Origin of the sequence: Phyllobacterium phragmitis (assembly GCF_002980495.1) — a bacterium.
GTDB lineage: Bacteria > Pseudomonadota > Alphaproteobacteria > Rhizobiales > Rhizobiaceae > Paramesorhizobium > Paramesorhizobium phragmitis.
The window spans coordinates 11296-35169 of sequence record NZ_PVBR01000012.1 but is presented as its reverse complement, the minus strand read 5'-3'; the positions used below and the strand labels follow the sequence as shown (position 1 = coordinate 35169).

At 60.3% G+C, this 23874-nt stretch carries 31 protein-coding genes; 15 read left to right on the top strand and 16 right to left on the bottom strand.

Features of this window, described 5'->3' with window-relative positions; genetic code table 11:
* Nucleotides 1–19 precede the first annotated feature (19 nt).
* From C5748_RS16325 to C5748_RS16270, 12 genes are all read right to left on the bottom strand, one after another.
* The gene (locus C5748_RS16325; protein WP_199194816.1) at nt 20–484 is read right to left on the bottom strand and encodes an ASCH domain-containing protein; all 465 of its coding nucleotides are present in this window, start codon (nt 482–484) and stop codon (nt 20–22) included.
* A complete protein-coding gene (locus C5748_RS16320) occupies nt 481–1185 on the bottom strand; it encodes a hypothetical protein (RefSeq protein ID WP_105742998.1) in 705 nt (234 codons plus the stop codon). The genes C5748_RS16325 and C5748_RS16320 overlap by 4 nt, the downstream gene beginning before the upstream one ends.
* Nucleotides 1186–1383: 198 nt before the next feature.
* Complete coding sequence (locus tag C5748_RS16315) at nt 1384–2265, bottom strand: phage Gp37/Gp68 family protein (protein ID WP_105742997.1); 882 nt, start codon at nt 2263–2265, stop codon at nt 1384–1386.
* Entirely contained in the window at nt 2258–3706 is a 1449-nt protein-coding gene (locus tag C5748_RS16310) for a hypothetical protein (RefSeq protein WP_105742996.1), read from the bottom strand. The genes C5748_RS16315 and C5748_RS16310 overlap by 8 nt, the downstream gene beginning before the upstream one ends.
* A 45-nt stretch (nt 3707–3751) precedes the next feature.
* Nucleotides 3752–3946: a hypothetical protein gene (locus C5748_RS16305; RefSeq protein ID WP_105742995.1), complete on the bottom strand. Its 195-nt coding sequence runs from the start codon at nt 3944–3946 to the stop codon at nt 3752–3754.
* Between the two features lie 2 nt (nt 3947–3948).
* Entirely contained in the window at nt 3949–4131 is a 183-nt protein-coding gene (locus tag C5748_RS16300) for a hypothetical protein (RefSeq protein ID WP_105742994.1), read from the bottom strand.
* 18 nt (nt 4132–4149) lie between these two features.
* Nucleotides 4150–5286 (bottom strand): DNA polymerase III subunit beta, encoded by a 1137-nt coding sequence (gene dnaN, locus C5748_RS16295; RefSeq protein WP_105742993.1) that lies wholly within the window; start codon nt 5284–5286, stop codon nt 4150–4152.
* A complete protein-coding gene (locus C5748_RS16290) occupies nt 5283–6239 on the bottom strand; it encodes a DUF2303 family protein (RefSeq protein WP_105742992.1) in 957 nt (318 codons plus the stop codon). Before C5748_RS16290 ends, dnaN begins: the two co-directional genes overlap by 4 nt.
* Before the next feature lie 31 nt (nt 6240–6270).
* On the bottom strand, nt 6271–6612 hold the full coding sequence (locus C5748_RS16285; RefSeq protein WP_105742991.1) for a hypothetical protein: 342 nt from the start codon (nt 6610–6612) through the stop codon (nt 6271–6273).
* On the bottom strand, nt 6609–6890 hold the full coding sequence (locus C5748_RS16280) for a hypothetical protein (protein WP_105742990.1): 282 nt from the start codon (nt 6888–6890) through the stop codon (nt 6609–6611). Before C5748_RS16280 ends, C5748_RS16285 begins: the two co-directional genes overlap by 4 nt.
* Nucleotides 6887–7573, bottom strand: a complete 687-nt coding sequence (locus tag C5748_RS16275; protein WP_105742989.1) for a hypothetical protein — start codon at nt 7571–7573, stop codon at nt 6887–6889. Before C5748_RS16275 ends, C5748_RS16280 begins: the two co-directional genes overlap by 4 nt.
* Nucleotides 7570–8187, bottom strand: coding sequence for a hypothetical protein (locus C5748_RS16270; RefSeq protein WP_105742988.1), 618 nt, complete (start codon nt 8185–8187; stop codon nt 7570–7572). Before C5748_RS16270 ends, C5748_RS16275 begins: the two co-directional genes overlap by 4 nt.
* A gap of 200 nt (nt 8188–8387) precedes the next feature.
* Between C5748_RS16270 and C5748_RS16265 the strand changes: the two genes are divergently transcribed.
* On the top strand, nt 8388–8678 hold the full coding sequence (locus tag C5748_RS16265; protein ID WP_105742987.1) for a hypothetical protein: 291 nt from the start codon (nt 8388–8390) through the stop codon (nt 8676–8678).
* On the top strand, nt 8675–9007 hold the full coding sequence (locus C5748_RS16260) for a signal recognition particle (RefSeq protein WP_105742986.1): 333 nt from the start codon (nt 8675–8677) through the stop codon (nt 9005–9007). The genes C5748_RS16265 and C5748_RS16260 overlap by 4 nt, the downstream gene beginning before the upstream one ends.
* A 55-nt stretch (nt 9008–9062) precedes the next feature.
* On the opposite strand, the gene C5748_RS16255 is transcribed toward C5748_RS16260, so the two are convergent.
* Complete coding sequence (locus C5748_RS16255; protein ID WP_245581837.1) at nt 9063–9881, bottom strand: XRE family transcriptional regulator; 819 nt, start codon at nt 9879–9881, stop codon at nt 9063–9065.
* Between C5748_RS16255 and C5748_RS16250 the strand changes: the two genes are divergently transcribed.
* The 7 genes from C5748_RS16250 to C5748_RS16220 all read left to right on the top strand — a co-directional run bounded on the left by C5748_RS16250 (nt 9864) and on the right by C5748_RS16220 (nt 15158).
* Nucleotides 9864–10121 (top strand): hypothetical protein, encoded by a 258-nt coding sequence (locus tag C5748_RS16250; RefSeq protein ID WP_105743111.1) that lies wholly within the window; start codon nt 9864–9866, stop codon nt 10119–10121. The two genes, C5748_RS16255 and C5748_RS16250, sit on opposite strands and share 18 nt — an antisense overlap.
* Nucleotides 10118–10315, top strand: coding sequence for a hypothetical protein (locus C5748_RS16245; RefSeq protein WP_105742984.1), 198 nt, complete (start codon nt 10118–10120; stop codon nt 10313–10315). Before C5748_RS16250 ends, C5748_RS16245 begins: the two co-directional genes overlap by 4 nt.
* Complete coding sequence (locus C5748_RS27940; RefSeq protein WP_146119542.1) at nt 10316–10870, top strand: hypothetical protein; 555 nt, start codon at nt 10316–10318, stop codon at nt 10868–10870.
* Nucleotides 10871–10976: 106 nt separating this feature from the next.
* Nucleotides 10977–11465: a phage regulatory CII family protein gene (locus tag C5748_RS16235; RefSeq protein ID WP_105743110.1), complete on the top strand. Its 489-nt coding sequence runs from the start codon at nt 10977–10979 to the stop codon at nt 11463–11465.
* 3 nt (nt 11466–11468) lie between these two features.
* On the top strand, nt 11469–11945 hold the full coding sequence (locus C5748_RS16230; RefSeq protein WP_105742982.1) for a GcrA family cell cycle regulator: 477 nt from the start codon (nt 11469–11471) through the stop codon (nt 11943–11945).
* Nucleotides 11942–12331 (top strand): helix-turn-helix domain-containing protein, encoded by a 390-nt coding sequence (locus C5748_RS16225; protein ID WP_105742981.1) that lies wholly within the window; start codon nt 11942–11944, stop codon nt 12329–12331. Before C5748_RS16230 ends, C5748_RS16225 begins: the two co-directional genes overlap by 4 nt.
* Before the next feature lie 79 nt (nt 12332–12410).
* Entirely contained in the window at nt 12411–15158 is a 2748-nt protein-coding gene (locus C5748_RS16220) for a DNA methyltransferase (RefSeq protein ID WP_199194815.1), read from the top strand.
* 8 nt (nt 15159–15166) lie between these two features.
* Here C5748_RS16220 and C5748_RS16215 read toward each other — a convergent pair whose 3' ends face one another.
* A complete protein-coding gene (locus tag C5748_RS16215; protein WP_105742980.1) occupies nt 15167–15595 on the bottom strand; it encodes a type II toxin-antitoxin system HicB family antitoxin in 429 nt (142 codons plus the stop codon).
* A gap of 38 nt (nt 15596–15633) precedes the next feature.
* Nucleotides 15634–15831: a hypothetical protein gene (locus tag C5748_RS16210; protein ID WP_105742979.1), complete on the bottom strand. Its 198-nt coding sequence runs from the start codon at nt 15829–15831 to the stop codon at nt 15634–15636.
* A 138-nt stretch (nt 15832–15969) separates the two neighbouring features.
* Here C5748_RS16210 and C5748_RS16205 point away from each other — a divergent pair, with 138 nt between their 5' ends.
* The 4 genes from C5748_RS16205 to C5748_RS16190 all read left to right on the top strand — a co-directional run bounded on the left by C5748_RS16205 (nt 15970) and on the right by C5748_RS16190 (nt 19484).
* Nucleotides 15970–16221: a helix-turn-helix domain-containing protein gene (locus C5748_RS16205; RefSeq protein WP_210204474.1), complete on the top strand. Its 252-nt coding sequence runs from the start codon at nt 15970–15972 to the stop codon at nt 16219–16221.
* Nucleotides 16218–16457, top strand: coding sequence for a hypothetical protein (locus C5748_RS16200; RefSeq protein WP_105742977.1), 240 nt, complete (start codon nt 16218–16220; stop codon nt 16455–16457). The genes C5748_RS16205 and C5748_RS16200 overlap by 4 nt, the downstream gene beginning before the upstream one ends.
* A 185-nt stretch (nt 16458–16642) precedes the next feature.
* Nucleotides 16643–18586 carry a DNA cytosine methyltransferase gene (locus C5748_RS16195; protein WP_158259870.1) on the top strand — a complete coding sequence of 648 codons (1944 nt, stop codon included), beginning with the start codon at nt 16643–16645 and terminating at the stop codon, nt 18584–18586.
* Between the two features lie 67 nt (nt 18587–18653).
* Nucleotides 18654–19484 carry an adenine nucleotide alpha hydrolase family protein gene (locus tag C5748_RS16190; protein WP_146119541.1) on the top strand — a complete coding sequence of 277 codons (831 nt, stop codon included), beginning with the start codon at nt 18654–18656 and terminating at the stop codon, nt 19482–19484.
* Between the two features lie 2 nt (nt 19485–19486).
* Here C5748_RS16190 and C5748_RS16185 read toward each other — a convergent pair whose 3' ends face one another.
* Entirely contained in the window at nt 19487–20473 is a 987-nt protein-coding gene (locus C5748_RS16185; RefSeq protein WP_105742974.1) for a hypothetical protein, read from the bottom strand.
* 62 nt (nt 20474–20535) lie between these two features.
* Here C5748_RS16185 and C5748_RS16180 point away from each other — a divergent pair, with 62 nt between their 5' ends.
* Nucleotides 20536–21867 carry a DUF7146 domain-containing protein gene (locus C5748_RS16180; RefSeq protein ID WP_105742973.1) on the top strand — a complete coding sequence of 444 codons (1332 nt, stop codon included), beginning with the start codon at nt 20536–20538 and terminating at the stop codon, nt 21865–21867.
* Nucleotides 21864–23681 carry a DNA primase family protein gene (locus C5748_RS16175; RefSeq protein ID WP_245581836.1) on the top strand — a complete coding sequence of 606 codons (1818 nt, stop codon included), beginning with the start codon at nt 21864–21866 and terminating at the stop codon, nt 23679–23681. Before C5748_RS16180 ends, C5748_RS16175 begins: the two co-directional genes overlap by 4 nt.
* Nucleotides 23682–23874: the final 193 nt, after the last annotated feature.

Below are 23874 nucleotides of genomic sequence, written 5' to 3'. Positions count from 1 at the left end.
AGTTCTATCTCGTCGCTCATCAGAACAGGCTTCCTTGTGCGGGAGAGCCGGGCTCGTCCCTGGCCGGATTGACATCGGCCGGGAGCCGGGCACGCCAGTCGAAGAAGCCGAGTGCGCCCTTGAGCGGGATCGGCTCTTCGAGCGACCGAGCATTGCGGAGCACATAGCCGTAGGTGCCGAAGAACCAACGGCTGGGGCTCGATGTCACGCAGTCGACGATTTCCACCGTGCCGATGATGGCGCCGAAGGTGAGGTCGTCAAAGGCAAATTGCGGCACGTCGAGACCGGCCACGGTCTGGAGATAGGCATTCGCCTCGCCGTTGAAGGTCCGCTTCACGAACCGGCTGGCGTGGATACAGACCGGACCGCGCACCGACGTTGGCTTGCTGCGGTTCTCGATGTCCTTCCAATCGTGGACGATGGCGTGGCCCCATGGCTGTATGACGGATAGGGCGAGCTGGGGGAGGCGGTCAAACGAGGTCATGGCTGTTCGCCTTCCTGCTGGATAAGGGCGGCTATCTGCTCGCGACGCGGACCAATCGGCGTTACGATTGAGCACCACATAGCGGCGCTATCAGGCCGCTCATCCCAATGTCCGGTGCTCCAATAGTCAGCTTCGTCTTCTGTCGGGGGTGTCCAAAAGCAGAGCAGCGTATGAGGGTGTGCGCCTTCGAAAGGCGGGGTAGTCATCGGCTTCCAATTTTCGTAGCGATCCCGGAACTGTTGGTTTTCCTTTTCCCGTTTCGCCACACAGGCTTCGGCTGTCTCGGCGCGTTCGGTCAATTTACGGAACTCGTCATCCAACATGCAGCCTTCGTCCTCGCGCATGTCGAGTTCGTCAGACAGCTGCTTATTTATGCGTTTCTCTTCGGCAAGCTCTTGGCCCAGCGCCGCTATCCGCTCGGCGGCTTCGGGGCCGTAGAGGGGGATGCGACTTGTGAATGCCTGCGGAGGGTTTGGAACCGTGTCGTAAAATTCAAAGCTTCCATGTTCGGAATCTTCATAGCGAAAGAGATGCGCCACCGGCACCAGGTCGGCGGTGGCTTTGTCTGCCGGATTGGCTGGGGTACGGTCGAGTACGCTTTCCGCTTCGGCCCATGATTTCCGTTGTTCCTCCGTCATTTCGCGCTGTTTCTCAGGAGGGAGCGCGTTGAAAGCATCAATGGCTGCTTGAAGCGTCTGCATCTTTGCCTCCCTCTGCCAGTGCTGCGCGGCCTGCGTTGAGGATGCTGTAGTAGTGTCTTCCGTGAGACCCTACGAGCTTTCTTGCTTCCAGCTTGGCGGCTACCGTGACATTCGGCCCGATCAACAACACACCATGCCCAGCAGGGTAGACGGCGAGGAGGTTAAGCACTCGGATTTGCGCTTTCGATAGCTTTGTCATCAAATTGCCCTCCGCGCGGGTATTTGTGTCATGTCCGGGAAATCGTCATGGGTTCGCCCGTCGAGCGCGCGTCCGGCGTCTTTCTTCGATGCGGGGATCATGTAAGGGCCGTTGCAATCGGACGTCAGCTTATGCGAGCCCCACTGCTTGAAGAAGAAGGGCACGTCGGCGGCGGCGCACTGGTCGCGAATCGACCGCACCCAATCCGGATGCATCGGCCGGGCACCTGGGCCGCTCTCGCCTCCTACGATGACCCAATCGGGTTTAACTCGCCCGAACTGGAGATCGATGAGACCGAGCAATGGCTCGAGGCTCCAGAACCTGACTTTCGCCGGGGTCTCCTCAAGCCAGCGCCGGCGAGCGTCGTAGCGGCCCTGATCTTCAGCCGAGACGCCGAGCCAGACGTTGTGGAGCGGCCAGGAATTGACTTCCCTTGGCTTTCCGGAAAAGCCATACCAGTTGGCATATATGTCCTGGAGAAGATCCTCCCGTGACAGGACCTCGCAGGCCCTCTCCGGACGCTTGGTGAGCACCTGAAATTCGTGATGATCGTTGACCGCCATCTCGGTCAAGACATCGAGGATCCACTGGTCCGGGACATTTTTGGCAAAGAGGTCGCCATGGGCGCAAACGAAGATGCGGCGAGGGCGCTTCCATTTGCTTGGCTGATGCAGCCATTGCGGGTTGAAGCGAACCTCGCCGGTCCAGACCGGGCCTGCCTTCGTGTCTCGGGTCAGGCCGGCGCGGCTCGGGATATGCTTGAGGCGCGTTCCTGCAAGCCGCATGGCATAGCAATTTGTGCAGCCGGGGGAGACGACGCTGCAGCCCGTGATCGGGTTCCAGGTGGTGTCCGTCCATTCGATGTGGGTGCCGTCAGCCATCTTGCCCTCCGATGCGTTCGAGCAGGGCGAGGGCAGCGGGAAGAGGTTTGAAGCGCCCGTCCTCAAATTCTTCGCGCGGACGCGCCCATAACGAGCCGTCGTCAACGCTGCGATAAATGGCGACCTCGCGCATATTGATCGAGGTCCCGTGGGGACAGTTGTCTGCTGGCGTACTCGGATCACGCCAGTGACTTGTCTGCATCCTGCCGATGCCGATCAGCACATATTCGGTGGCGCGCTTCTTGTGGCGGTGCGTGGGCTGCATCACGCCCTGCGCAGCCGGTAGCTTGGCAAAGACGGCGGTGATGGTTGATAGCCACCAATCGGCGGCGCTGTATCGCCCGTTTGCCGATGCCTGCTCCAAGAGCGGGCCTATATCGCTTGGCAAAGAGACCTCGCCTTCATCGTCGGTGTAGTCTTCGATGGATGGCAGGCCGCGCTGCTTTGCATTCCAATAGGCCTTCTGAGCCTCGACCTTGGCCAGCAGTTCGGAGAGAAGGGCGCTAGCTGCGATCATGGCTGCGGCAAACCGATCAACGGCAATGTCGTCGGGGTGCTCCGGCGCTTGCGGCGCGGGGGCTTGGCGAAGCGCGAGGCCTAGCCTGCCGATGATGGCGGAGACCTGCTCCCGCTTATCCCAATCAATCCCGTCCACGAGCTGGGACAACGCCCAACCAGCCTCACGAGCTGCGGCTTGGAGGCGGCTGTCGGCATCATGTGAGCCTTGGAAAGCCGTCATGTCCGATTGCGGCGCGGTGGCTTGGGGTGTGACAATTACATCGGATCGCGATTTGACCTTATCGGCATACCTTTCGCGCTCATCCGCAACGGACGCGCCGCGCTGATGGATCATCATTGCGAGGTTGCCAACGTCTACAGGGTCACCCTTTTCGACGTGCTCAGTTAGGAGCCGCGAGAGATACGCTATCGAGCACTGATTGGGCTCATCCCATCCGCCGCGACCTTCTGCACGCTTCCTGGCGAGCTTGTCCTTCATCGCAGCGGCAAACTGATCAACGGCTATGTCGTCGGGGTGCTGCGGCACTTGCGGCGCGGGTGTTTGGGGTGTGGCTATGGCTAACGGTCGCCACTCTTTGACGGGATAGTAAATCAGGCCGTCCGCATGGTCATAATGCGCGAACGCCTCACCATCCCAAAAGCATGAAAATTCTGCTCGACCCGGTTCGCATCGGCCTATGAACTCATCTCCGTCCCTTGGGGCCGACTTTATCGGTCGCCACGCGCTCGGCTCTGCCGGTAGCTTGGCAAGGGCGGTGGTAGGGTGCGTGTCGATCAGACCAATGATAGTGTGATAGATGCCGTCAGCGCTCTCCCATGAATAGCCGTCGCTGACTTCCAGCAATTTCTTGGCGACTTCTGCGGCGCGCTGGTATGCCTTTGCCGCATCGTCCGTTATCGTTGCTGTGTGGGCGTCAGTCATGGGAGCCACCAGAAAAACAGCCCATAGGACTAATTATCGGAAATGTCATTTGCCAGCCTCCTTCTGTTCTCTCATGATATCGCGGGTCGCCTGAATAAGCCGGCAAACCGCGTGCTCTGGAACCCGCAGGAAGCGGGCGATGTCGTGGGTATCGAATTTTCGGGTGCCCCAAAGCTCAAGTGCGTGTTGCGCTTCGTTTTCATCGAGCAGCCAAGTCGTGGTGCGGGAGGTGCTTGCCATGGCTATCGCCCTGCCGACCGGACGGGCGTTGCTGTTTTGCGCCAGATGCTATCCCAGCGCCGGAAGCAAAATTGCCCCTTATTGCGCAGGACATACATGCGTCCATTCAACATGACGCCAAAATAGGACCATGGGATAAAATGAATGCCGGAGCCATATCGGCCCATCGGAATGGGAAGCTTCATGCGCTTTCTCCTAAGTCCCTAGATCCGCATCGGCATCAGGACGAACATCGTCTCGGTGGCGGCGCCGTCCGCCTGCCCGGCCGGGATGATCCGTGAGGGATCGCCCGGGGCGCCGAGTTCGAAGATCAGTTCGGCGCCGCCCGCGGCATTGAGCATGTCGAGGCAGTAGCGGCTGTTGAAGCCGATCTTGACCGGTTCGCCCTCGATGCGTTCAATGTCGACCTGGTCGTTGGCCTCGCCCTGATCCGGATTGATGACGATCAGGTTGAGCGCGTCGTCGCCGAAGTCGAAGCTGCAGGCGCGCCCGTTGTCGCTTGAAAGGGTCAGGACGCGATCGAGCGCCTTTGCCAGCGGCTCGATGCTGACCTTGAACCGATTGGCGTTAGCGGGCGGGATGACACGCTGGTAATCGGGATAGGTGCCGTCGACCAGCTTGCTGGTGATCGTCACGCCGCCTGGCAGGCTGAACAGGATCTTGTTGTCTGAAAGGGCAACGTCGATCGCCTCCTTGTCGCCCAGGAGCGTTGCAAGCAGTAACACCGTCCGCCTTGGCAGGATGATGGGTGGCATTCCCGCTCCGCCATCCGGCAGTGATAGCCGCATGAGCGCCAGACGGTGCCCGTCAGTCGCGACGGCGGCGAGTTTCTCACCATCCTGATGCAGATGGATGCCGTTCAGATAATAACGCGTCTCCTCGGTCGAGATCGCGAAAGCCGTGGTCGCGATGATCGCGGCAAAAGTCCTTTCGGACAGGGAAAAGCGATGGGAGAGCTCTCCGGCGGAGATCGTCGGAAAGTCGGATGCCGGCAGGATGGCCAGCCGGAAGCGCGCCCGGCCGGACGCGATCGTCATGGATGCGCCGTTCGGATCGCCGGTAAAGCTGATATCCGCGCCATCCGGCAGCTTGCGCATGGCGTCGTGAAGCAGCGCAGACGGCAGTGTGAATGCCTGGAAGGGCGCGATGCCCTCCGCGTCCACACGGGCTTTGATCTCGACATCGAGGTCGGTGCCCGTGATCGTCAGCGCGCCGTCGTCATGCGAAAGCAGCACATTGGACAAAAGCGGGATCGTGTTGCGCTTCGCCACGGCGCGATTCACGGCGGCCAGGGCGGGAAGCAGAGCTTCCCGCGGCAGATGAAAAAGAGCGCCCGTCATGCGAGCATCTCGGGTGAGCCCTCGAAAGCGGGAAGGCTGGTCTTGTCCTTCACATCGAAGAGGTCGGTGCGGACCCGCTCGTTGATGATCTGGTCGGGCCGGAAGATCTGGTAGAACCAGACGATCGAGCCGCTCTTCACGCGATAGCGCAGGCGGACCGGCACGCGAACCTTCTCGCCCATGAAGAACGGGGCGACGGACAGGATGAAGAGGCCGGGCACCTTGATCGGCTTGCCGTCCGAACCCTGATGCTCCTCTTCCCAGATGATCTGGCCTTCGCCGGTCTGCAGCGTCGAGGCGTTCTTGACCTTCGCGGCGACGTTGACCTGCAGGCCGCGCGAGAGTTCGACGAGCTGGGCCGGCGTGGCGATCGTGGTGGCGAATTCGCGTTCGTAGCGAAGCTTCTCGCCATCCTCGGGCGCCGACAGTTCGAACACATGCTCTTCAAGGAATACCGCGAAATCCTCCTGGGTCATCGTGGCGCTGTTGAGCTTGACCCATGCCTTCCATTCCTCGGAAAGCGGGAAGGCATAGTGGACCCTGTGTTTGCCAAAAGCGGCTTTGCCGCCGCTCGTGTTCTCGTGATAATCGATGACGGTCGTCAGGCTGGGCTTGATCCAGTCGGTATTGGCGAAGACGACGCTGTCTTCGATCTTGTGACGGTTCGTGAGCCCGATGAACGATTCGAGCGTCTGGGCCGTGGCGATGCCGGACTTGCGGGCGGGGAAGAGGCGGTGCTCCTCCAGTATCGCATCCACGCTCCTGATATGCGGATTGTCGCCGCGAATGAGCAGTGCGGGCACGCTTGCGGGCAGGCCGGTCAGTTCGTCCGTGCGCACGACATTGACCAGCTCCGCGCCATTCGCCCTGGCGCCAAGTTCGGCGGCGGTCGAAAGGCTGAATGCGGGATCGGCGACGATGGCGGCTTCGGTGGCGGGGTTGTTCTCGGACAATTCAGGTCTCCTTTAGGGGGTGAGTTGGGGGTTAACGGCTCATGTCGGCCGCGTCGCGCAGGCCGGCGAACATGTTGATCTGCTCGGGGTGCTCGGTTGAAAGCGAGCCGTCGTCGAGCACCCAGAAGAAGGAGGAGCCGCGAACGGGCTTGGGCCGTTTCGAGCTGATGTCGACCTCGAACGTGGCGGTGCCCGCCTCGACGACGATGTCCAGCTTCAGGGTGACGCTGCCCTTCACTTTCGATTTTGGGCGATCGCCGGAAAGCTCTTTCAGCGTCAGCAGGGTGTCGAGGATTTCCTTGGACAGCGCGGCAACGGCATCGCCGCCTTCAAGCGAGCCGATGATGGCCTGGGAGTCTCGGATGCGTTTCATGGTCGGATGGTCCTTTCAGTCGCGGCTTGGGATGGTTGCGGCCCGCTTTCGGCTGTTTCGGCCTCGGCAATTGCGGCGGCGGGCGAAGCGCCCGGGCCCGGTTCGTCACCGTCCGCCAGTAGCGCCATTTCCATAGCGATCTTCTCTCGGAGGCGCGCCGCGTAGCTGGCTTCAAGCACGATCTCCGACATGTCGGGAAACCGGCCGATGAGAAGGCGCAGCGGCTCTCCGGCCTCTATCTTTTTCAGGGTGGCGCGTGCGGTTTCCGGCTTGGTCATGCCGAGCCCCCATTGTTTGCCCCGCCCTTAAGCTCCCTGCGGTCGCTGGCGGGGACCCCGGCCCTCGCGTCGATGCCGAGATAGCGGGAGAGGCGGGCAAGCCAGGCTTCCTCCGCCTTCATCGGGCCCCATGGCTTCAGCGCGCCGGTAAGCTTCGGTGCCGGAAGATCGGCGGCTGGCACATGTTCCGCCGCGTGTTGCCCGAAGAAGGCGATCGTTTCGGCGCGCAGCATCCGGTCATCCATCGCGTCGACTACGTGCTGATAATCGGGCATCGTTGTGAGATGGGGCAGGCGAGCGGCCTTGAAGATGGCGGCGTCTATCTTCCACCCGATCCTGTCGATGCACAGCCGCACAGAAAGCTCGGGCTCCAGATAGGTGTCGAGATGCAGCGAGAGCAGCCGTTGCATGGGGCGGATCATGTCGCCGATGAACACCTCGCGCGCATCGTGGAGCAGGAAATAGCCTGCCGCGATCGCGTCGCCGGTCTCGTTGAAGATTGCGTCGGCGCCCATGACGCAGTGTTGCGCCACGACATAGGCCGGGCACGAATAGCGCCCGTTGAAGCGGGCGATTTTGGAAAGGCTGTTGGCGATCTCCGGCCAGACGATGTCGGAGGTCTGTGGTTCGGCAAGGTTCAAGACCGTGCCGTCGGGGCGAAAGGCCGGTACGAAGGCGGTCATAGGACTGCCCTCGAATTGCGCACCTGGATCTTCGGCAGCGTGCTATCCGCCGCCTGCACGAGGCGGGCGCGTTCAGCCGGCAGGAGCGGCAGCGTATTGAGAAATTCCTGCAGCAGGCAGAGGCAGCGCTCGCGCTGGGCCGCCCATGGATCGAGGAGAAGTGCGGCGCGCCCGGCGCAATATTTTCCCCATGCCAGGAAGAATCCCGGCGAGGTCATGTAGTTCTCGGTCATGGGCGGGCGGTTCGGGAGAGGCTGGCGAACCTTGATCGCCATTTCCTCGATGCAGTCGAATGCACCGCTGCGGCTTTCCGATTTCCATTCGGCGGCAAGGTTCTGCGCCTGGCCGCCGAATTCGATGATCTCTGCGGTTGTGAAGCCGGCGCTGATCATATCGCGGAATGTCGCGGCGCCTCGAGAAGCGGCGATATCCTGCATCACCGTGGCCATTTCTATGGCGCGGCGGTGCGGCTTCTCGTCCGGCCCACGTGGATTGTCGGCGCGGGCGAAGGCGGCGTTGCGGTAGCTGGTGGCGAAAGCGCGCCCTGCTTCCACCGACTGGTGGGCGCGCTGAGCGGCCGGCGAGAATTGCTGTGGTGTGTGTTGGATGTTCACGGTGTGGCTCCATCGGGAATGGCGATGGAGAAAAGCTAATGTGGAAACAATTCCGCGTCAATCATAAAATGAGGAAAGATTTCCATATTGATGTATCTCTGCCTACCAGAGCGCTGATCGCGCGGCAAATTTTGCCTTGATTGCCGTGCTTCCCTCGGGCAATTTGCGATTGCATTGGGTGATTTTATTTGGGGGCAAAAATGGCAAAAATCATACGCAAAGAAATCAGGAAGAGGGGCTTTCTCGGCTGGCTCTTCCTGCTGTTGTTCTTGGGTTTTAACATTTTCATGGCATTTGGGCTGTTCGCCGGCGTTCAGAGCGCGGCGACAGGGCCGGTGGCAAGCGATGCAGAGGCGGCCGGAAGGGCAATAGGAGCAGCGATCGGCGGTGGCTTTCTGTTGTTCGTTTGGGTAGCGGGAGCGGTGATCCTTGGGCTGTTCGCAGTTCTCTTTCGTGGCAGAAAGACCCTTATAGAGGAGACCGTTGAATGAATATGATGCCAAAAGCGCTGGCGGCCCTCGCTGTAGGCCTTCTTTCCATATCGTCGGCCAAGGGTGACAGCCTGAAAAGCATGAAGGTCGCCAATGAGCTTGGTACTATCATCGCTTCAGAGAAGTTCTGCGACCTTGCTTTCAACCAGTCTGCAATCGAAGCTTACATCGAAAAACATGTCGATGCCGGTGACACGGGTTTTGCTCCGACGATGAATTTGATGATTAGCGGTCAGGAATATGAACTCAATGAAATGAAGGGGTCGGCCAAGACTGCTCATTGTATGCAGGTTCGTCGATCGGCTAAGGCCAACGGGTTGCTAAAATAGATGCGACTGCTTCGCGGCTCATGGACCCGGCTTCAGCCGGGTCTTTATCTTTTCGCTACATGCCAAAAAGTTCGTTCATTGTCAGTACTTTATGCATGGCAAAGATCGTCGCGATCTCAAATTCGATCAATGCGGGCGGATTTAGTTTTTGCAGTGTAATTGTCGTTGCTGTGCGCTTGGCAAGCCTGCCGATGGTCCCCTCCACATTCTCCATGGCGCCCTTGCTCGTCTGGATAATGACCGAATCGCCGACGCGGGCCGGCCGATCGGGGTGAATGAATCGAAGGTCGCCCGGATTGTGTTCAGGCTCCATCGATGTGCCTTCAATAAAGACCGCATAAACATTTCTCGCACCTACCAGTGCAGGTGGACGGCGAACGTAGTCGATAATTCCCTCCATAATAAATGAGCCGGCGTGGTGCGAGCCAGCCGCAGTGCCGAGAACAGGCACATCGTTGGGAAGGAGACGCATGTTGGGCGGCGTCACACCTGCGGCTTTTGTATCTCCGCGCAGCGACGAATTAGAAGGCGGTGTCGTTGGCGACACGGGGTCCTCTGGTGCGGCATCTCCTGTCAACAGCCATTGTTCGCTGACCTCAAGTGCCCTGGCAAGCTTCATGAGCGTTTTGGGGTGCGGCAATTGTTGGTCATTGGCCAGCAGCTTATGGACCGTACCCCGGTCCAGACCCGCCTTGGTCGCCAGACTGGTAGGGTTCAATCCCAGCTCTTGCATTCTTGGGCGAACGCGGTCCTGAAACGTTTCCATCATGTGCGGAATATAATCCGCAATATCAATTTGCGGAACGTGGAAACTTTTCGGTTGACAGTGTGGAAAGATTTCCTCATTTTCCGTTTCATGAACATGCGCTCTCATCTTGTCCGTGTCTCCGATTGTTACCGCGAAGCCGCAGGGCTTTCGCGTTCAAGGGTTTCGACGATCGTGCTGAACCGTGGCTCGACACTCGATCGCATCGCCGCCGGTCAGGCCGACGTCACCACCACGACTTTCGAGAACGCAATGCTTTGGTTCTCTGTCAATTGGCCCGACGGTATGGAATGGCCGAAAGGTGTTCACCGTCCGGTTGTCTGTGTGCCAAAGGAGGCAGCCGAATGAACGCCGTCCGCAGCTCCGACAGCCTGACCCTGCGTCAGCCATCCGATAGCCGTGCAACGCGACGCCTCGCCACGGCGAAGAAGCTTTTCCAACTGCTCTGCGCCTTTCGCGGCGAAAGCCCGACTGCGCTGTTTGCCCGCCTGGTCGAGCAGGAAGCGCGGCGCGTGCTCTTTGGCAAGGGGAGGGCAGGCTAAATGGGTTCGCTTCTGCGCCGCTTCGATGATGCAGCTTGCGCATTCTGCCACGGCCATTCGCGCCGTGATCTGGATCGTGTGCGCAGGCGTCGGTTGCTGCTTCTTGGACAGCGACTTGTCGCGAGCCGGGAAAGGCGTGCTGAATGGGCGGAGAGTTTCGACGATGTGTTGTTTTTCCAATCATCTGCCGACGCCGCGTTCGATCTTCTCGAACACTTTCATCAGAGCGGTGGTCGCCTCGGGGATGCTGCGCTCCTTGAGGAAATCGAAATCGACCGCGCTCGTCTGTGCGCCCGTCGTGTCTGGGCGCATCTCTGCTCTCGCGATGGCACGCACGAAAACGTCCTTGAGAAGTGGAACGCGGCGCCGATCCTTTCCAACAAACGCTATGGCAAGCTGTTCGAGGGCCTTGGCGAAAAGGGCGTGTTGCGTCCGTTCGTGCACAAGCTTCGTATCCGTGTTCCGTATTGGCATCGGGTTTTCTCTCCTTTGTTCCGAAGGTTCCATCTGGCCTTCGAGCGCTTAAGCAATCGGGCTTCATGTGGCCCTCCATAATCATCTGACCCACGCACTCTGACAGCAAAAACCCTTTCCCTTAACGGGAAAATTCAACGGCTTTTCCCGTGACGGGAAAGCTTTGCCTTTTTTCGAGGATGCCCCCATGACGCAGATTTCAGACGCATGGTTCTACCGGCTCAAAGCCGCGCAGCGCGACCTGATCAAACTGGCGGGCCAGATCGAGCGCGTTGCGGAAATCACCTCGATTTCGAAAAGCCAGGTCGGGCGCTGGAACAACACGCAGGATACCGATCTCATTCCATTGAACGCCGTGTTGCTGCTCGAAGCCGAATGCGGCGTGCCGATCGTCACCGCCGTCATGGCGGAACTGAACGGGCGGCGGCTTGCAGACCCGGATGAGGCGCAGAAGAGCACGGGCACCATTCTGGCGCGCTATGCCGAGACGGTGCGCCAGGCGGGCGAGCTGATGAGCGCCGGGGCAAAGGCGTTCGCCGATGGCAAGCTGACGCCTGCCGAGGCCCAGCAGATGGACCGCGTGGCGAACGATGTTGAACGCAGCCTTTCGGATCTGCGCAAGCTGCTCGCCGCTGCTCGATCGCCGGAAGCGCATATCCGCGTGGTGGAGGGCTGAGCCATGGCAAGCCTTTGGACCCCGCAGGTAATGGCCGAATTGCAGCGCTACTGGCGGCGTGGCGACAGCGCCGCGCAGATTGCCTCGCTTTTGTCGATCTCGCGCAGCGCCGTGCTGGGCAAGGTGCATCGGCATCCGGATATATTTGCGAGCCGCCCGACGGGCAGCCCGAGCCGAAAGCAGAAGGGTGCGCAATCGTCATTGCGTGCGCCTGGTGCTGTCAGGCCCGAGGCACCGACTGAGCCGGTTGCCAATGCCGGCGCAGTGGTTCCCGAGATCACGGATGCGCGCGACATCATCGTCGTGCCGATGTCGTTCGAGCGGGCGTTGCAGGAAAATCGCTGCCTGTTCTTCGCCGCCGATCCATTCAGCGCAGCCGGGCCTTTGATGCCGGTGTGCGGTTGCGAACGCGCCGAAAACCCGAAGCGCAAGCCTTATTGCGCGGCGCATCTGCGCACCGAGCGGAGGCCGCGCACATGACGGCGATTGCCCGCAAGTTCGATATCGACAGGGCGAGCCCGGACGCGATGGCGCGCCGGATCGAGGAGCTCGAATATGTCCTCGATACGCTCCTGCCGCCCGAAGGCTATGAGTTGAGGCTGAGGGATGCGTTCGGCCTGACGCCGCAGCAGGCGATTGTGGTGGCATGTCTTGCCAATGGCCGGAACTGGAGTTTCGAGGCTTTGATCGGCGCCGTCACGCGCTGGAACCAGCATATCGAGAACAAACAGATCGCCGTCCTCGTCTGTCACGCACGCAAGAAGCTCCCGTCCTGCATCGAGATCATCAATTTGTATGGGTTCGGCTACCGGATGAGCGCCGAAGGCTTGGCGCATGTCCGGGCGATGATCGGGTGGCAGCCATGAAACAGCCCTGGCTCGACCGTGAACTTTCGCGCCCTGTCTGCATCGCCGCTGCTGCCAGCATCGGATGCGTCATCGGAGCATGCTGGATCGCTTTCGTGATGGCGGTGATGCCATGACGCTGCGGGCCTATCAACAATTCCTCGAGGCGAAGGCTCCGGTGGCGAAACCGGCCGGGCTCCTGCTGGATGGGGTTTCGGTCAATGCGCTTTTGAAGCCGCACCAGGACGCCATCGTCAGATGGGCCGTCAATGGCGGGTGCCGCGCGATCTTTGCGGCGTTCGGTCTGGGCAAGACCAATATGCAGCTGGAGACGGTGCGCTGCGTCATCGAGGCGGTGTTTGCGGCATCCGCTGAAGCCGGCTTCGGGTTGATCGTCGCGCCGCTCGGCGTGCGGCAGGAATTTATGCGGGATGCCGCGACGCTTGGAACCAAGCTGACCTTCATCCGATCGTGGGAAGAGGCCGTGGCCGCGAACGCGGCTGATCCCGAATGCCGTATCTTCATCACCAATTACGAGACGGTGCGCGACGGGAAGATCGATCCCGCACTCTTCCTCGCCACATCGCTCGACGAGGCTTCATGCCTGCGCGGCTTCGGCGGGACGAAGATCTTCCGCGAGTTCATGCGCCTCTTCCAGAATGTCCGTTACAAATTCGTGGCGACCGCTACGCCGAGCCCGAACGATTATATCGAGCTTCTCGCCTATGCCGCCTATCTCGGCATCATGGATGTCGGCGAGGCCAAGACGCGCTTCTTCAAGCGCAATTCGGAAAAGGCCGACCAGCTGGTGCTGCATCCCCATAAGGAGGATGAATTCTGGCTCTGGGTTTCCTCCTGGGCGATCTTCCTGCAAAAGCCTTCCGATCTCGGCTTCTCTGATGAGGGTTATGACCTGCCGCCGATGCAGGTCCACTGGCACGAGGTCAAGTCCGACATTCGGGGCAGGGAGATCGAGCGCAGCGGCCAGCATACGCTTTTCCGCGATGCCGCGCTGGGTGTCGTCGATGCCGCCCGCGAGAAACGCGACAGCCTTAAGCTTCGCGTCGACAAGATGAAAGAGATTCTGACGGCCTCGCCGGATGATCACTTCATTCTCTGGCATGATCTCGAAGATGAGCGGCGCGCGATCGAGGTGGCGGTGTGCGGCGTGCGATCCGTCTATGGCGCGCAGGACCTCGCTCACCGCGAAGCGACGATCATCGAGTTTTCCGAGGGCGAATTCCAGCATCTGGCCGCTAAACCCGTCATCGCCGGTTCCGGCTGCAATTTCCAGCGGCACTGCCACAAGGCAATCTTTCTCGGCATCGGCTTCAAGTTCAACGACTTCATTCAGGCGATCCATCGCATCCTGAGATTCCTGCAGGACAAGCCGGTCGAGATACACATCATCTTCACCGAAAACGAGCGGGAAGTGCGCCGGAAGCTCGTCGCCAAGTGGAAGAAACACGAGCATCTGGTGGAGAAAATGAGCGAAATCATCCGCAAGTACCGGCTGAACGAACATGCCATGGCCAAGGCGCTGGAACGCTCGATCGGTGTCGAGCGGATCGAGGTGCGGGGCGACAATTTCACCTGCATCAACAATGACAATGTCATCGAAACGCACGGGATGGAGGAGAACTCCGTCGGGCTGATCGTCACCTCGATCCCGTTCTCGACGCAGTATGAATATACGCCGTCCTATAATGATTTCGGGCATACCGATGACGATCCGCATTTCTGGGCGCAGATGGACTTCCTCACGCCGCAGCTCCTGCGCGTGCTGCAGCCCGGCCGGTGGGCCTGCATCCATGTCAAGGATCGCGTGATCCCGGGCGGGCTTACCGGGCTCGGCTTCCAGACGCTCTCGACCTTTCATTGCGACACCATCCAGCATTTCCGCAAGCACGGTTTCGCCTTCATGGGCATGAAGACCATCATCACGGACGTGGTGCGCGAGAACAATCAGACCTACCGGCTCGGTTGGACAGAGCAGTGCAAGGATGCGACCAAGATGGGGTGCGGCACCCCGGAATATATGCTGCTGTTCCGCAAGCCCCAGACGGATAAATCACGCTCCTATGCAGATGTGCCTGTGGTCAAGGCGAAGAAGGAGTGGCTGGCGCCAGCGCTCCTGGGTGACGAGCCGGCGTTGGACGAGGACGGCTATCCGATCGGGGGCGATGAGCCGATTCTTGACCACGACAAGGGACAGTGGAAGAACGAGGCCGGCTATTCCCGCGCCAGGTGGCAGATCGATGCGCATGCCTTTGCGCGGTCTTCCGGCGAGCGGCTCCTGACTGCACAGGAGATACAGGGCATCCCGGCTGGCCGGGTGTTCAAGATCTGGAAGGCCTATAATCTCCAGTCGATCTATGATTTCGAGCATCATGTCATGTTGGCGGAGGGGCTGGAGATGCGCGGCGCGCTGCCGCCGACCTTCATGCTGATGCCGCCGCACAGCAATCATGATGATGTCTGGTCGGATGTCACCCGCATGCTGACGCTCAATGGCGCGCAGCATGCCAAGGGCAAGGAAATGCACCTCTGCCCGCTGCAGTTCGACATTGTCGACAGGCCGATAAACCAACTCTCCAATCCGGGAGACCTGGTGCTCGATCCCTTCGGCGGGCTGATGACGGTGCCTTACCGCGCGCTGAAGTTCGGGCGGCGCGGCGTCGGGATCGAACTTAATTCCGGCTATTTCCTCGACGGCGTGGCGCATTGCAAGGCCATGGAAGCCAAGATGGCCATGCCGTCGATGTTCGACTATCTCGGCGTGCGTGATGAGGACCCCGCCAGCGATCAGCCCGAGGGCGGGGCAGGGACCGCGGAGGCCGCCGAATGACGGCCTCCTTATTCCGCGGCTTCCAGCCCGATGACCAGACGCTGCCCCATGGCGGCGAGCGCCGCCGTCATCAGCGGCAGCTTGGTTGCCGTCGCCGGATCGAGCAGCCGGCGGACCTCCTTTTCGTCTTTGCCAACCCGGCGCGCGAGTTCGACGCGGGTGATGCCCGATGTGCGGAAGGTTTCGATCACCGCGATTTTCGTCGCGATGCCCGCATTCGGCGAGATCAGTTCGCCATGCGCCCGGGCTATGGGGAGAGGGCGCCCCATTTCGAGATAGGTCAGCAGCGCGACGCCAAGCGCATCGGCCGCCTGGACCTGCGCATCCGCCATGTCGTCGCCTTCCGTTATGGCTTCCGGCACGTCCGGAAAGGTGACGACAAAGCCGCCCTCGCGTTCCGTCGGCTCGAAGATTGCCGCATAAGCATAAGTTCTCATAATTCCAGCCCTTCGGTGTTTGGTGTGGAGGGAGGGGCTCACTTGAGCCCCAGCCCTTTCCTGATTTTCGCGGCTGTCTTGGGGTCGATTTCACGGCTTGGCAGTGTCGTGAAGCGGTCCCCTATCCAGACCGTGGCGTGTCCGCCTTTTCCTTTGCTTTTGCTCACTTTGAAGATGAGCCCCAGCGCTTTTGCTTCGTCTCTCAATTCGGCGATGAAGCGGTCCCGTTTGTCCATTTACCTCTCCGTTTCGATAAATAGACAATCGGATATTTTTGACCCATTGTCAAATGAAATCGGACGTTATTTTCCGGAATTCGGATTTTTTTATCCGAATTATTGGGGCGAGGAACCATAATGCTTGGCGAGGGGGACGTGACATTTCCGATAGACCGGATCGATTTTGCAGTGCTCGGCATGTTTGCGGATGCCGCGCGGATACGGGCCGGCCTGTCCATCGGCGCGCTGGCGAAGATCTGCGATGTGCCGCCCGACGATATCCACCGGGTAATCCGTGGGCGCGGCATCGGGCGCGAGGCGCTTGAGGCGATATGCCGATGGCTCGACCGGTCCCCTGAATTTTTCCTCCATGACGATCTGAAATCCAGAAGGATGGCTTACCTATGAGCGCGACATTCGGTCAGCCCGGCTGCATCACGCCGGCCAGTTTCCAGGACCTGCACATTGCCATGAAGATCGAAGGGCTGCTTCTCCTTCAGGAAATGGGCCTGACGCGCAAGCAGATGCGCGAGGCGAGCGGCATGTCTGAAGACAAGATCCGCGACTGCCTCAATACCATTTTCAGCCCCTTCAAGATTGATGGAATGCGTCCCAACGATGCCGCCAGTGAGGCTGCCCAATGACCCGGCCGCTGATCATCGATTCCTTCGCCAGGGGCGACGCAACGCATGTCGCTGATCTCTTCGGAGAGGCAAGAGCTGCCGTACCTGCTCGCTGGCGCTGCCTCCCATGCCCTGGCTCCTATCCTGCTGCAAAGGCGCCGTTTCCGGAGGTTCCGCCCGCGAAGAATGCAACGCGGCGCGTTCGTGTGGTCGACAGCTTCGCGGGTGGGGGCGGTGCATCGAATGGTATACGGCTGGCTCTCCAGCAACTCCACGGCATGGAATTGCTGCCGGCAGGGCACCCACTCGACGTGGATTTCGCAGTAAACCACGACGACGCCGCGCTCTGCATGCATGCTGTGAACCATCCGGACACCACCCATCTTCCCGTCAATGTTTGGCAGGTCTCGATGCGCGAGACGCTGGGCGACGATTTGTTCGGGCTGCTATGGCTTTCTCCCGATTGCCGCGATCATTCCCCGGCCAAGGGTGGCCCGATCACGTCCCGCGCCGTCCGCGACCTTGCGTGGGTCGCGGTAAAATGGCTCAAGGAATTGCCCGATTGGCAACGTCCATGGATCATTTGTCTCGAAAATGTCAGCGCCTTTGCGAAATGGTCACCGCTGATCGAGCGTCCGGACGGCCAAGGGTTCATGCGCGATCCTGATCGGTTGGGTTGGACCTTCCACCAGTTCGTGCATGCACTCTCGCGCTTCGGCTATTCGATAGGCTGGAAAGAGGTTGTTGCCTGTGAATATGGCTCACCGACCATTCGCAAGAGGCTCAAACTTGTGGCGCGAAGAGACGGGATGCCCGTCGAATGGCCTGAGCCGACGCATGGCGATCCGAAGTCTCACTTCGTCTTGTCTGGCGAGCGCAAGCCATGGCCAGTAGCAGCCGACATCTTGGATTGGTCGCTGGATTGCCCTTCGATCTTCATGACAAAGGAAGAAGGGCGGGAATACGCCAAACGAACGGGCAGGCGCGTCGTGCGGCCATTGGCCCCGAAGACGGATGCTAGACTTGCTTTTGGTGTGAAGCGCCATGTGATTGATGCCGGTGATGAAGCCTTCATAGTTGCGCGCGATGCGCGTGGGCTTGTGGTTCCACATGTCGCCATCTTTAGAGGCGACAGCACCGGAAGATCCCCAATGGAACCGCTGGCAACTGTGACGGCCAATAGCTTCTTGAAGCGTCCGGGCGGAGCGTCGCCGATAGGCGTCGTTGAAACTGCAGCTGTGCCGTTCGTCTCTCGCGGCCAGCACGGGGGCGGCAATCGTTCCGCGAAGGAGCCGCTTCACACGATTTCTGCATCCGACGGTGATCAGAACCAGGTTGTCGTACCGTACCTTGTTCCGCGATACGGCGAGAGAGATGGCCAAGAACCCCGAACGGCAAGCGTGGAGCGGCCAACGCCGACGCCGGTGCCGGATGGCAACCAAGGGAGCCTGGCGGCCGTCTATTTGGCGCAGCATAACAGCGACAGCCGCCGTGCTACTGGCGTCAATCCGGGGCGACCGGCCGGAGTGCCACTCTCGACGATTACATTCGAAGGCGCGCAACAAGGGGTGGTCGCCGCCCATATGCTTTCACTGAAGGGCAGTGAACGCCGGGACGGCTCATGCGAAGACGCGCACCCTGCGGTATGCGCCTCCGGTCAGCATTCTGCCGTTGTGACACTTCCATTGATGACGGCCTATTATTCGACCGGCGGTCAGCATGCGCGGGTCGACGCCCCATCGCTTACCGTGCCGACCAAGGCGCGGTTCGGCTTGACCGAGGCGGACGCTGCCGTTCCCCCGATTTCCGAGGCTCAGATGGCGCGAGCGCGTCAGGTTGCCGAATTCTTGCGTGCGCACGGATGTTGGGACGGCGGCGAGATCGTGACGATTTCAATCCGAGGGACCGTGTTCGTCATCGTCGATATCGGCATGCGCATGCTGGTGCCGCGCGAACTCGCCCGGGCGCAGGATTTCCCGGATAGTTTCATCCTTGATCCCATCTTCAATGGCAAGCCGCTGTCCGAAACAGAGCAGCGGCACAAAATCGGCAATTCCGTTTGCGAGAAGCCTGCGGCTGCCGTGATCGTAGCCAACTATAGACCGCCGCTTCACTGGGCTGAAACCACGTTTCGGGAGGCGGCGGAATGAAACGCTTTGTCGTATATGCAACGATCTCTAGCGCCATGTGCGCGATGTTCAGGCTGATGGGGACAGCATGACGAACCCTTACCTCATTACCGGCCCAGCGCGCGTTAGCTTCAGCGGCGGCCGTACATCAGCTTACATGCTGCACGAGATCCTACGCGCCCATGACGGAAAGCTGCCGGACGACGTGATCGTCGCCTTTGCCAATACAGGCAAGGAACGCGAGGAAACGCTGCGGTTCGTCTATGAGTGCGGAAGCCGGTGGGGCGTCCAGGTGCATTGGCTTGAATGGCGGCGAGGCAAACCCTCATTCGAAGAGGTTGGGTTCAACAGTGCCAGTCGCAACGGAGAACCGTTCGCCGAACTGGTGAAGGGGAAAAGCTATCTGCCTAACTGGCAGGCTCGCTTTTGCACCCAACACCTCAAAATTGAGGTCCTCAATGACTTCGCTGCATCGCTCGGCTGGCCATCCGGTGAATATTCCGAAGTCATCGGACTTCGCTATGACGAGGGAATGCGCACCCTCAAGGGGTTGGAGAACGCAGAGAAGTTCAACCGCCGCTGCCTCTACCCCTTGTCGAAGGCAAAGATCACCAAGGCTGATGTCATGGCCTTCTGGGCTGATCAGCCGTTCGATCTCGGCCTGGAGCCGTGGGAAGGGAACTGTGATCTGTGCTTCCTGAAGGGCCGCGGTCTCCGCAAGCGCATTATCCGCGACAATCCACGCCGCGCCGACTGGTGGGCTGAACAGGAGCGCCTCACGGGCGGCTTCTTCGATAGACGCGACCGCTATGCAGCGCTCCTCAATGAGGTGCGCCGTTCTCCCGAACTCTTCGATCCGCAGAATGAGGAATACGACACTGAGTGCGGCCTTCATTGCGCGGCGGAGGCGGCCGAATGAAACTATTCGTCGATATCTTCGAATTCGTCACTCGGATCCCGTGCCACGAGTTGACCTCCGAATTCCTTGAGTATTTTCCTCACAGGCGGATGATCGACATCATAATAGCAATTCTTGAATTGAAGGCTCGCTCCGGGTGTGATGTGCCGACATCCGGTAAAGTCGCAGTAATCCAGAACAACTTTGGTTGTCCTCAACTGCTGGATGCGCAGAGTTCTGATTGCGCTTCTCTCGATTTTGATATCACCGACCATATAGTTCCAACCGCCAATTCGGCAGTCTGTAAGGCGGCAATCTTTCAGAGTGTTTGTGCCGTCCAAAGGGAGGTTCTCTCCATCGAATTCGCAATCGTTGTATGCGACGCCCGCCAGATGGCGGAAAGGCACATCTCCCGATTTGACGGTAACGGATACAATAACAGGCGTAGGGCGTTTGCGTCCGATTTCATTCAAATATTCAAGTGCCCGCAAAAGTACACGCGGTTCGCCATCTATAAGCTCTTTGCCATCGACAAAATCAGTGAGAAGGTCGGTTGCTTCGCGGGAAAATGTAGCTTTATTCGCCGTCGCCACATAGTGGAGCAGTCCGATGCCCGCAGATATTCGCGCATTGTTCTTCTCCGCGACCAACGAGGCAGCTTTTTCGAGGATACCGGCGAGGTTATTCTCTTCTGCGGCAGCTATCTGCTGCTCGGTAAAGAGCATTTGCTTTTCGACACGCCTGCCTTGTTTGATCGCTTCTGTTGTTTGCCGCGCGGCAACAACGCTTCGCCAGATAGCGAGAGGAAGGCCGATAAAACCAAGAACCAGAAGACCGACATTACGGAGGATTTCGTACCGTTCCCGAAGCGCAAGTCCTGGAAGTTCGTAGATGTGAGCCAAAACGGCAACGCCGCATGCCGCGACGATGGCGACAATCACCACCATCGTCACATCGGCGCCATTGGCGTCCTGATTCTTGTCATCGTTGCCGTTATTGACCGCCCCCATGCGCCGATGATTAGCAGGCGGGCAGCACCTACTGCAATGACGGAATTGCAGGGGGAGTGGTCATGACCTCGGCCATCGATGAATTCATTGAGGAAGCGTGCGGCGTTTCTATCGGAGACGCCGCGCAGGCGCTCGGGCTCAAGTTTCGGGCGCGGGGAAACGAGCATCCGCAGCCATGCCCGCTATGCGGTGGCCGGGATGGCTTCGCCTTCAATTCGCAGAAGAACAAGTGGAACTGCCGGCATGGAGGAGTGGGCGGCAGCGATGCGATCGGCATGGCCGCGCATGTTCATGGGCTCGACATCAGACGCCGCGATGGCTTCCTCGAGGCGTGTTCCATCCTGACCGGCCGGCCCGTTCCGGAAGGCGGCGAGCGCGAAAGCGAGGAAGATCGGGCGGCAAGACTGGACCGTGTCGAGCAGAAGCGGCGCGAGAACGCGAATGCACGTGAAGAGCAGGAACGCCAGGCCCATGATTTCCGCGAGGCGGAGCGCAAGAAGGCGCGCGGCATATACGGCCGGGCCGAACCGCTCTGGAAAGCCGGCATGATGCATGGCCGGTTCTACCTGCAGCGTCGCGGGGCGGGTTATACCGATGACGACTGGTTGAGGGTCGCGCCGTCTGTCACCTATTGGCACGGGCAAGACCAGAACGGCCAGCCGCATTCGCTCTATGCCGGTGCGGCGATGATTGCGCCATTCATCGGCCCTGATGCAGAGATCATCGGCTGCCACATCACTTGGATCGATCTCGACCGCCCTCCGAAGTACCGGCCGGTGCTCTATGGCCTGACGAAAGAGGGCGAGAAGGCCGGGATTGCGCCCTGGGCCTTCGGAGATGCAGCGCCTTCCGCTGCCGATGTCGAGGTGAAGCTCTACGAGCATCTGCCGGCCAAGAAGATGCGCGGCTCCAAAAAGGGCGGGCTGATCCCGCTTGCCGGCGATCCCTCGGCCAGGCGCTGGGTCGGCGGCGAGGGGATCGAGAACGGGGCCGCGTTTGGGCGGTGGGAGAAGTTCCGGCCCGACACGTTCTATTTCGCGGCCGGCGATCTCGGCAATCTTGCGGGACCGGCCGATCCGAAATCACGGTTTGCACACCCGACGCTGACGGTGACCGACCGCAAAGGCCGCGAGCGGCCGCTGATGGTCGCCGGGCCTGTGCCGAAACCGGATCAGACGCCGGACGATGCCATGTGGGTCGCGGACCACGTCGACCAGCTCGTGCTGCTCGGCGATCCCGATTCGGAACGGATCATGACGGCTTCGGCCATGGCGCGGGCGCGCAAGCGGCTCTCCCGGCCGGGACGGCTGATCCCGATCGTCTGGGGGCGCCATGGCAAGGATTTCGCGGAAATGATGGCCGAGGCCGGATCAGAGTTTGAGGGTGCGGCGTGAAGAAAGACAAGAGTGACATTCCCGCCGCGGTGAAGGCCATGCTTGACGAGGCCGAGCGGCAGGCGCGGGCGGCGGACAATCCCCGCAACCCCGTTTCAGAAGGAGCGCGGCCTGCAGACTGGCAGTCGGAAGGTTATGATGGTGAGCCGGAAGCCACCATGCGCGAGGACGGCAAGGTCGACAAGGAAATCGTCGAATATTGCGCCGGCCTCGACCATTCCGATACCGACAATGCGGAGCGGCTTTTGAGGCATTTCGGCGAGGACCTGCTTGTCGTGGCGCAATCGAAAGCCCGCAAGGCCGCCTATGCCGTCTGGGATGGAACCCATTGGGATATCGATACGGGCGATCCCCGCTCACTCGCCGTGGCGCAGCGCCTGGGCGGGCGCATCGCGATGGAGGCCGAGTTCATCCAGATGACGCCTGCGGAGCAGGCGGCGGTCGACAAGGGCAGAAAGGCGCTGGACAAGGCGGAGGAAGAGCGGACGGCTGCGGAAAAGAAGCTGGCGAAATCCGCCGAGAATGCCCTGGAGAACCTCGCCAAACGGCGCAAGCGGCGGATGGATCATGCCGTCTCTTCGAAGAACAAGGGGCGGCTGGAAGCGATGCTGGTCTGCGCAGCGCCACATATCATGCGCAATCCCGATGCCTTCAACGCCGATCCGCTCAAGGTGGCGGTGCGGGGGCATACGCTGATCTTCAGCAAGTCGGCCGAGCGGCAGCGCAACCCGGCATTCGACGATCCCGACGATATTCGCGAAGACCTGCCGGAATACATCATGGCGACCGGCGCCTCGCTCGACGTTATCCCGGGCCACCAGCGCGGCGATCTGATCACGCAGATCGTGCCGGTCGCCTATGATCCGGAGGCGAGATGCCCGAAATGGGACGCCTTCATGGAGCGCATGCTGCCGATCGACGATGTGCGCCGCATGGTGCAGATCGCATCGGGGCTGGGGCTGGTCGGGCTGACGGTGCAAAAGCTGTTCTTCCACTATGGCTTCGGTGCGAACGGCAAATCCGTCTACATGGAGACGCTGTGCCGGCTGCTTGGAGATTCGGCTGTGACGCTTCCCTCCGAATCGTTCATCGGGGAAGGCAAGGGCGCCGGCGCGGCAAACCCTGACATGGCGCGGCTCTATGGCCGCCGCTTCCTGCGCGTCAAGGAATTGCCCGAAGGCGAGGATCTGCGCGAGAACCTGGTCAAGGATCTGACGGGCGGCGAGGATTTCACCGTGCGCGATCTCTTCCAGGGCTATTTCGATTTCAAGCCGATCTTTACCGGCCATATGTCGGGAAATGGTTATCCGCGCATCAGCGGCACCGATAACGGCATCTGGCGGCGCATGGCCGTGGTGCATTGGCCGGTGACGCTCGCGGAAAAGGAGCAGCGTGAATTCGAAGATGTGGTGACCGAATTCCAGCCGGAATATTCCGGCATCCTCAACTGGCTGATCGAGGGGGTGAAGATCTTCCTGCGCGAAGGGCTGGTGATCCCGGAATCGGTCAAGGCGAAGACGCAGGAGTACCGCGACGAGATGGACCCGACAGCGGCTTTCTGCGCCCGCTGTGTGATGCCGGACGAGCATGGCTCGGTGACCGCCAAGGAGTTCTATCAGGCCTATGTCGACTTCACGCTCGATCAGGGCGGCAAGCCGGTGACGCTCACCCGCTTCGGGCTGATCATGAAAAAGAAATACCGGCGCGAGGACGGGCGCATCGTCAACTATCACGGCCTGAAACTCGACGCTGTGCCGAAATCGCAGGAGAGGCCGGGCAACAGCGTCGAGGATTTGGAGGCGCATTTGCGATGACCGCCCGCGTTCCCCGCAACCCCTTTCTTGTCCAGCCGTTTTCGCCTGAAAACTGGCAACGTATTGATTTTGTTGGATTTCGCTTTGCGATAGTCGCGACGGTTTGCGCCAGTTTGCGACACTTCAGACAGCGAGAATAGTGAAGGAAAATCAATGACTTGCGATAGTTTGCACCAGTTTTTGGAGGGCTAAG

Coding starts and splice junctions, on each gene's coding strand:
- C5748_RS16325 (WP_199194816.1), bottom strand. CDS start 484: ATGACCTCGTTTGACCGCCTCCCCCAGCTCGCCCTATCCGTCATACAG.
- C5748_RS16320 (WP_105742998.1), bottom strand. CDS start 1,185: ATGCAGACGCTTCAAGCAGCCATTGATGCTTTCAACGCGCTCCCTCCT.
- C5748_RS16315 (WP_105742997.1), bottom strand. CDS start 2,265: ATGGCTGACGGCACCCACATCGAATGGACGGACACCACCTGGAACCCG.
- C5748_RS16310 (WP_105742996.1), bottom strand. CDS start 3,706: ATGACTGACGCCCACACAGCAACGATAACGGACGATGCGGCAAAGGCA.
- C5748_RS16305 (WP_105742995.1), bottom strand. CDS start 3,946: ATGGCAAGCACCTCCCGCACCACGACTTGGCTGCTCGATGAAAACGAA.
- C5748_RS16300 (WP_105742994.1), bottom strand. CDS start 4,131: ATGAAGCTTCCCATTCCGATGGGCCGATATGGCTCCGGCATTCATTTT.
- dnaN (WP_105742993.1), bottom strand. CDS start 5,286: ATGACGGGCGCTCTTTTTCATCTGCCGCGGGAAGCTCTGCTTCCCGCC.
- C5748_RS16285 (WP_105742991.1), bottom strand. CDS start 6,612: ATGAAACGCATCCGAGACTCCCAGGCCATCATCGGCTCGCTTGAAGGC.
- C5748_RS16280 (WP_105742990.1), bottom strand. CDS start 6,890: ATGACCAAGCCGGAAACCGCACGCGCCACCCTGAAAAAGATAGAGGCC.
- C5748_RS16275 (WP_105742989.1), bottom strand. CDS start 7,573: ATGACCGCCTTCGTACCGGCCTTTCGCCCCGACGGCACGGTCTTGAAC.
- C5748_RS16265 (WP_105742987.1), top strand. CDS start 8,388: ATGGCAAAAATCATACGCAAAGAAATCAGGAAGAGGGGCTTTCTCGGC.
- C5748_RS16260 (WP_105742986.1), top strand. CDS start 8,675: ATGAATATGATGCCAAAAGCGCTGGCGGCCCTCGCTGTAGGCCTTCTT.
- C5748_RS16250 (WP_105743111.1), top strand. CDS start 9,864: ATGAACATGCGCTCTCATCTTGTCCGTGTCTCCGATTGTTACCGCGAA.
- C5748_RS16255 (WP_245581837.1), bottom strand. CDS start 9,881: ATGAGAGCGCATGTTCATGAAACGGAAAATGAGGAAATCTTTCCACAC.
- C5748_RS16245 (WP_105742984.1), top strand. CDS start 10,118: ATGAACGCCGTCCGCAGCTCCGACAGCCTGACCCTGCGTCAGCCATCC.
- C5748_RS27940 (WP_146119542.1), top strand. CDS start 10,316: ATGGGTTCGCTTCTGCGCCGCTTCGATGATGCAGCTTGCGCATTCTGC.
- C5748_RS16235 (WP_105743110.1), top strand. CDS start 10,977: ATGACGCAGATTTCAGACGCATGGTTCTACCGGCTCAAAGCCGCGCAG.
- C5748_RS16230 (WP_105742982.1), top strand. CDS start 11,469: ATGGCAAGCCTTTGGACCCCGCAGGTAATGGCCGAATTGCAGCGCTAC.
- C5748_RS16225 (WP_105742981.1), top strand. CDS start 11,942: ATGACGGCGATTGCCCGCAAGTTCGATATCGACAGGGCGAGCCCGGAC.
- C5748_RS16220 (WP_199194815.1), top strand. CDS start 12,411: ATGCTGGATCGCTTTCGTGATGGCGGTGATGCCATGACGCTGCGGGCC.
- C5748_RS16215 (WP_105742980.1), bottom strand. CDS start 15,595: ATGAGAACTTATGCTTATGCGGCAATCTTCGAGCCGACGGAACGCGAG.
- C5748_RS16210 (WP_105742979.1), bottom strand. CDS start 15,831: ATGGACAAACGGGACCGCTTCATCGCCGAATTGAGAGACGAAGCAAAA.
- C5748_RS16200 (WP_105742977.1), top strand. CDS start 16,218: ATGAGCGCGACATTCGGTCAGCCCGGCTGCATCACGCCGGCCAGTTTC.
- C5748_RS16190 (WP_146119541.1), top strand. CDS start 18,654: ATGACGAACCCTTACCTCATTACCGGCCCAGCGCGCGTTAGCTTCAGC.
- C5748_RS16185 (WP_105742974.1), bottom strand. CDS start 20,473: ATGGGGGCGGTCAATAACGGCAACGATGACAAGAATCAGGACGCCAAT.
- C5748_RS16180 (WP_105742973.1), top strand. CDS start 20,536: ATGACCTCGGCCATCGATGAATTCATTGAGGAAGCGTGCGGCGTTTCT.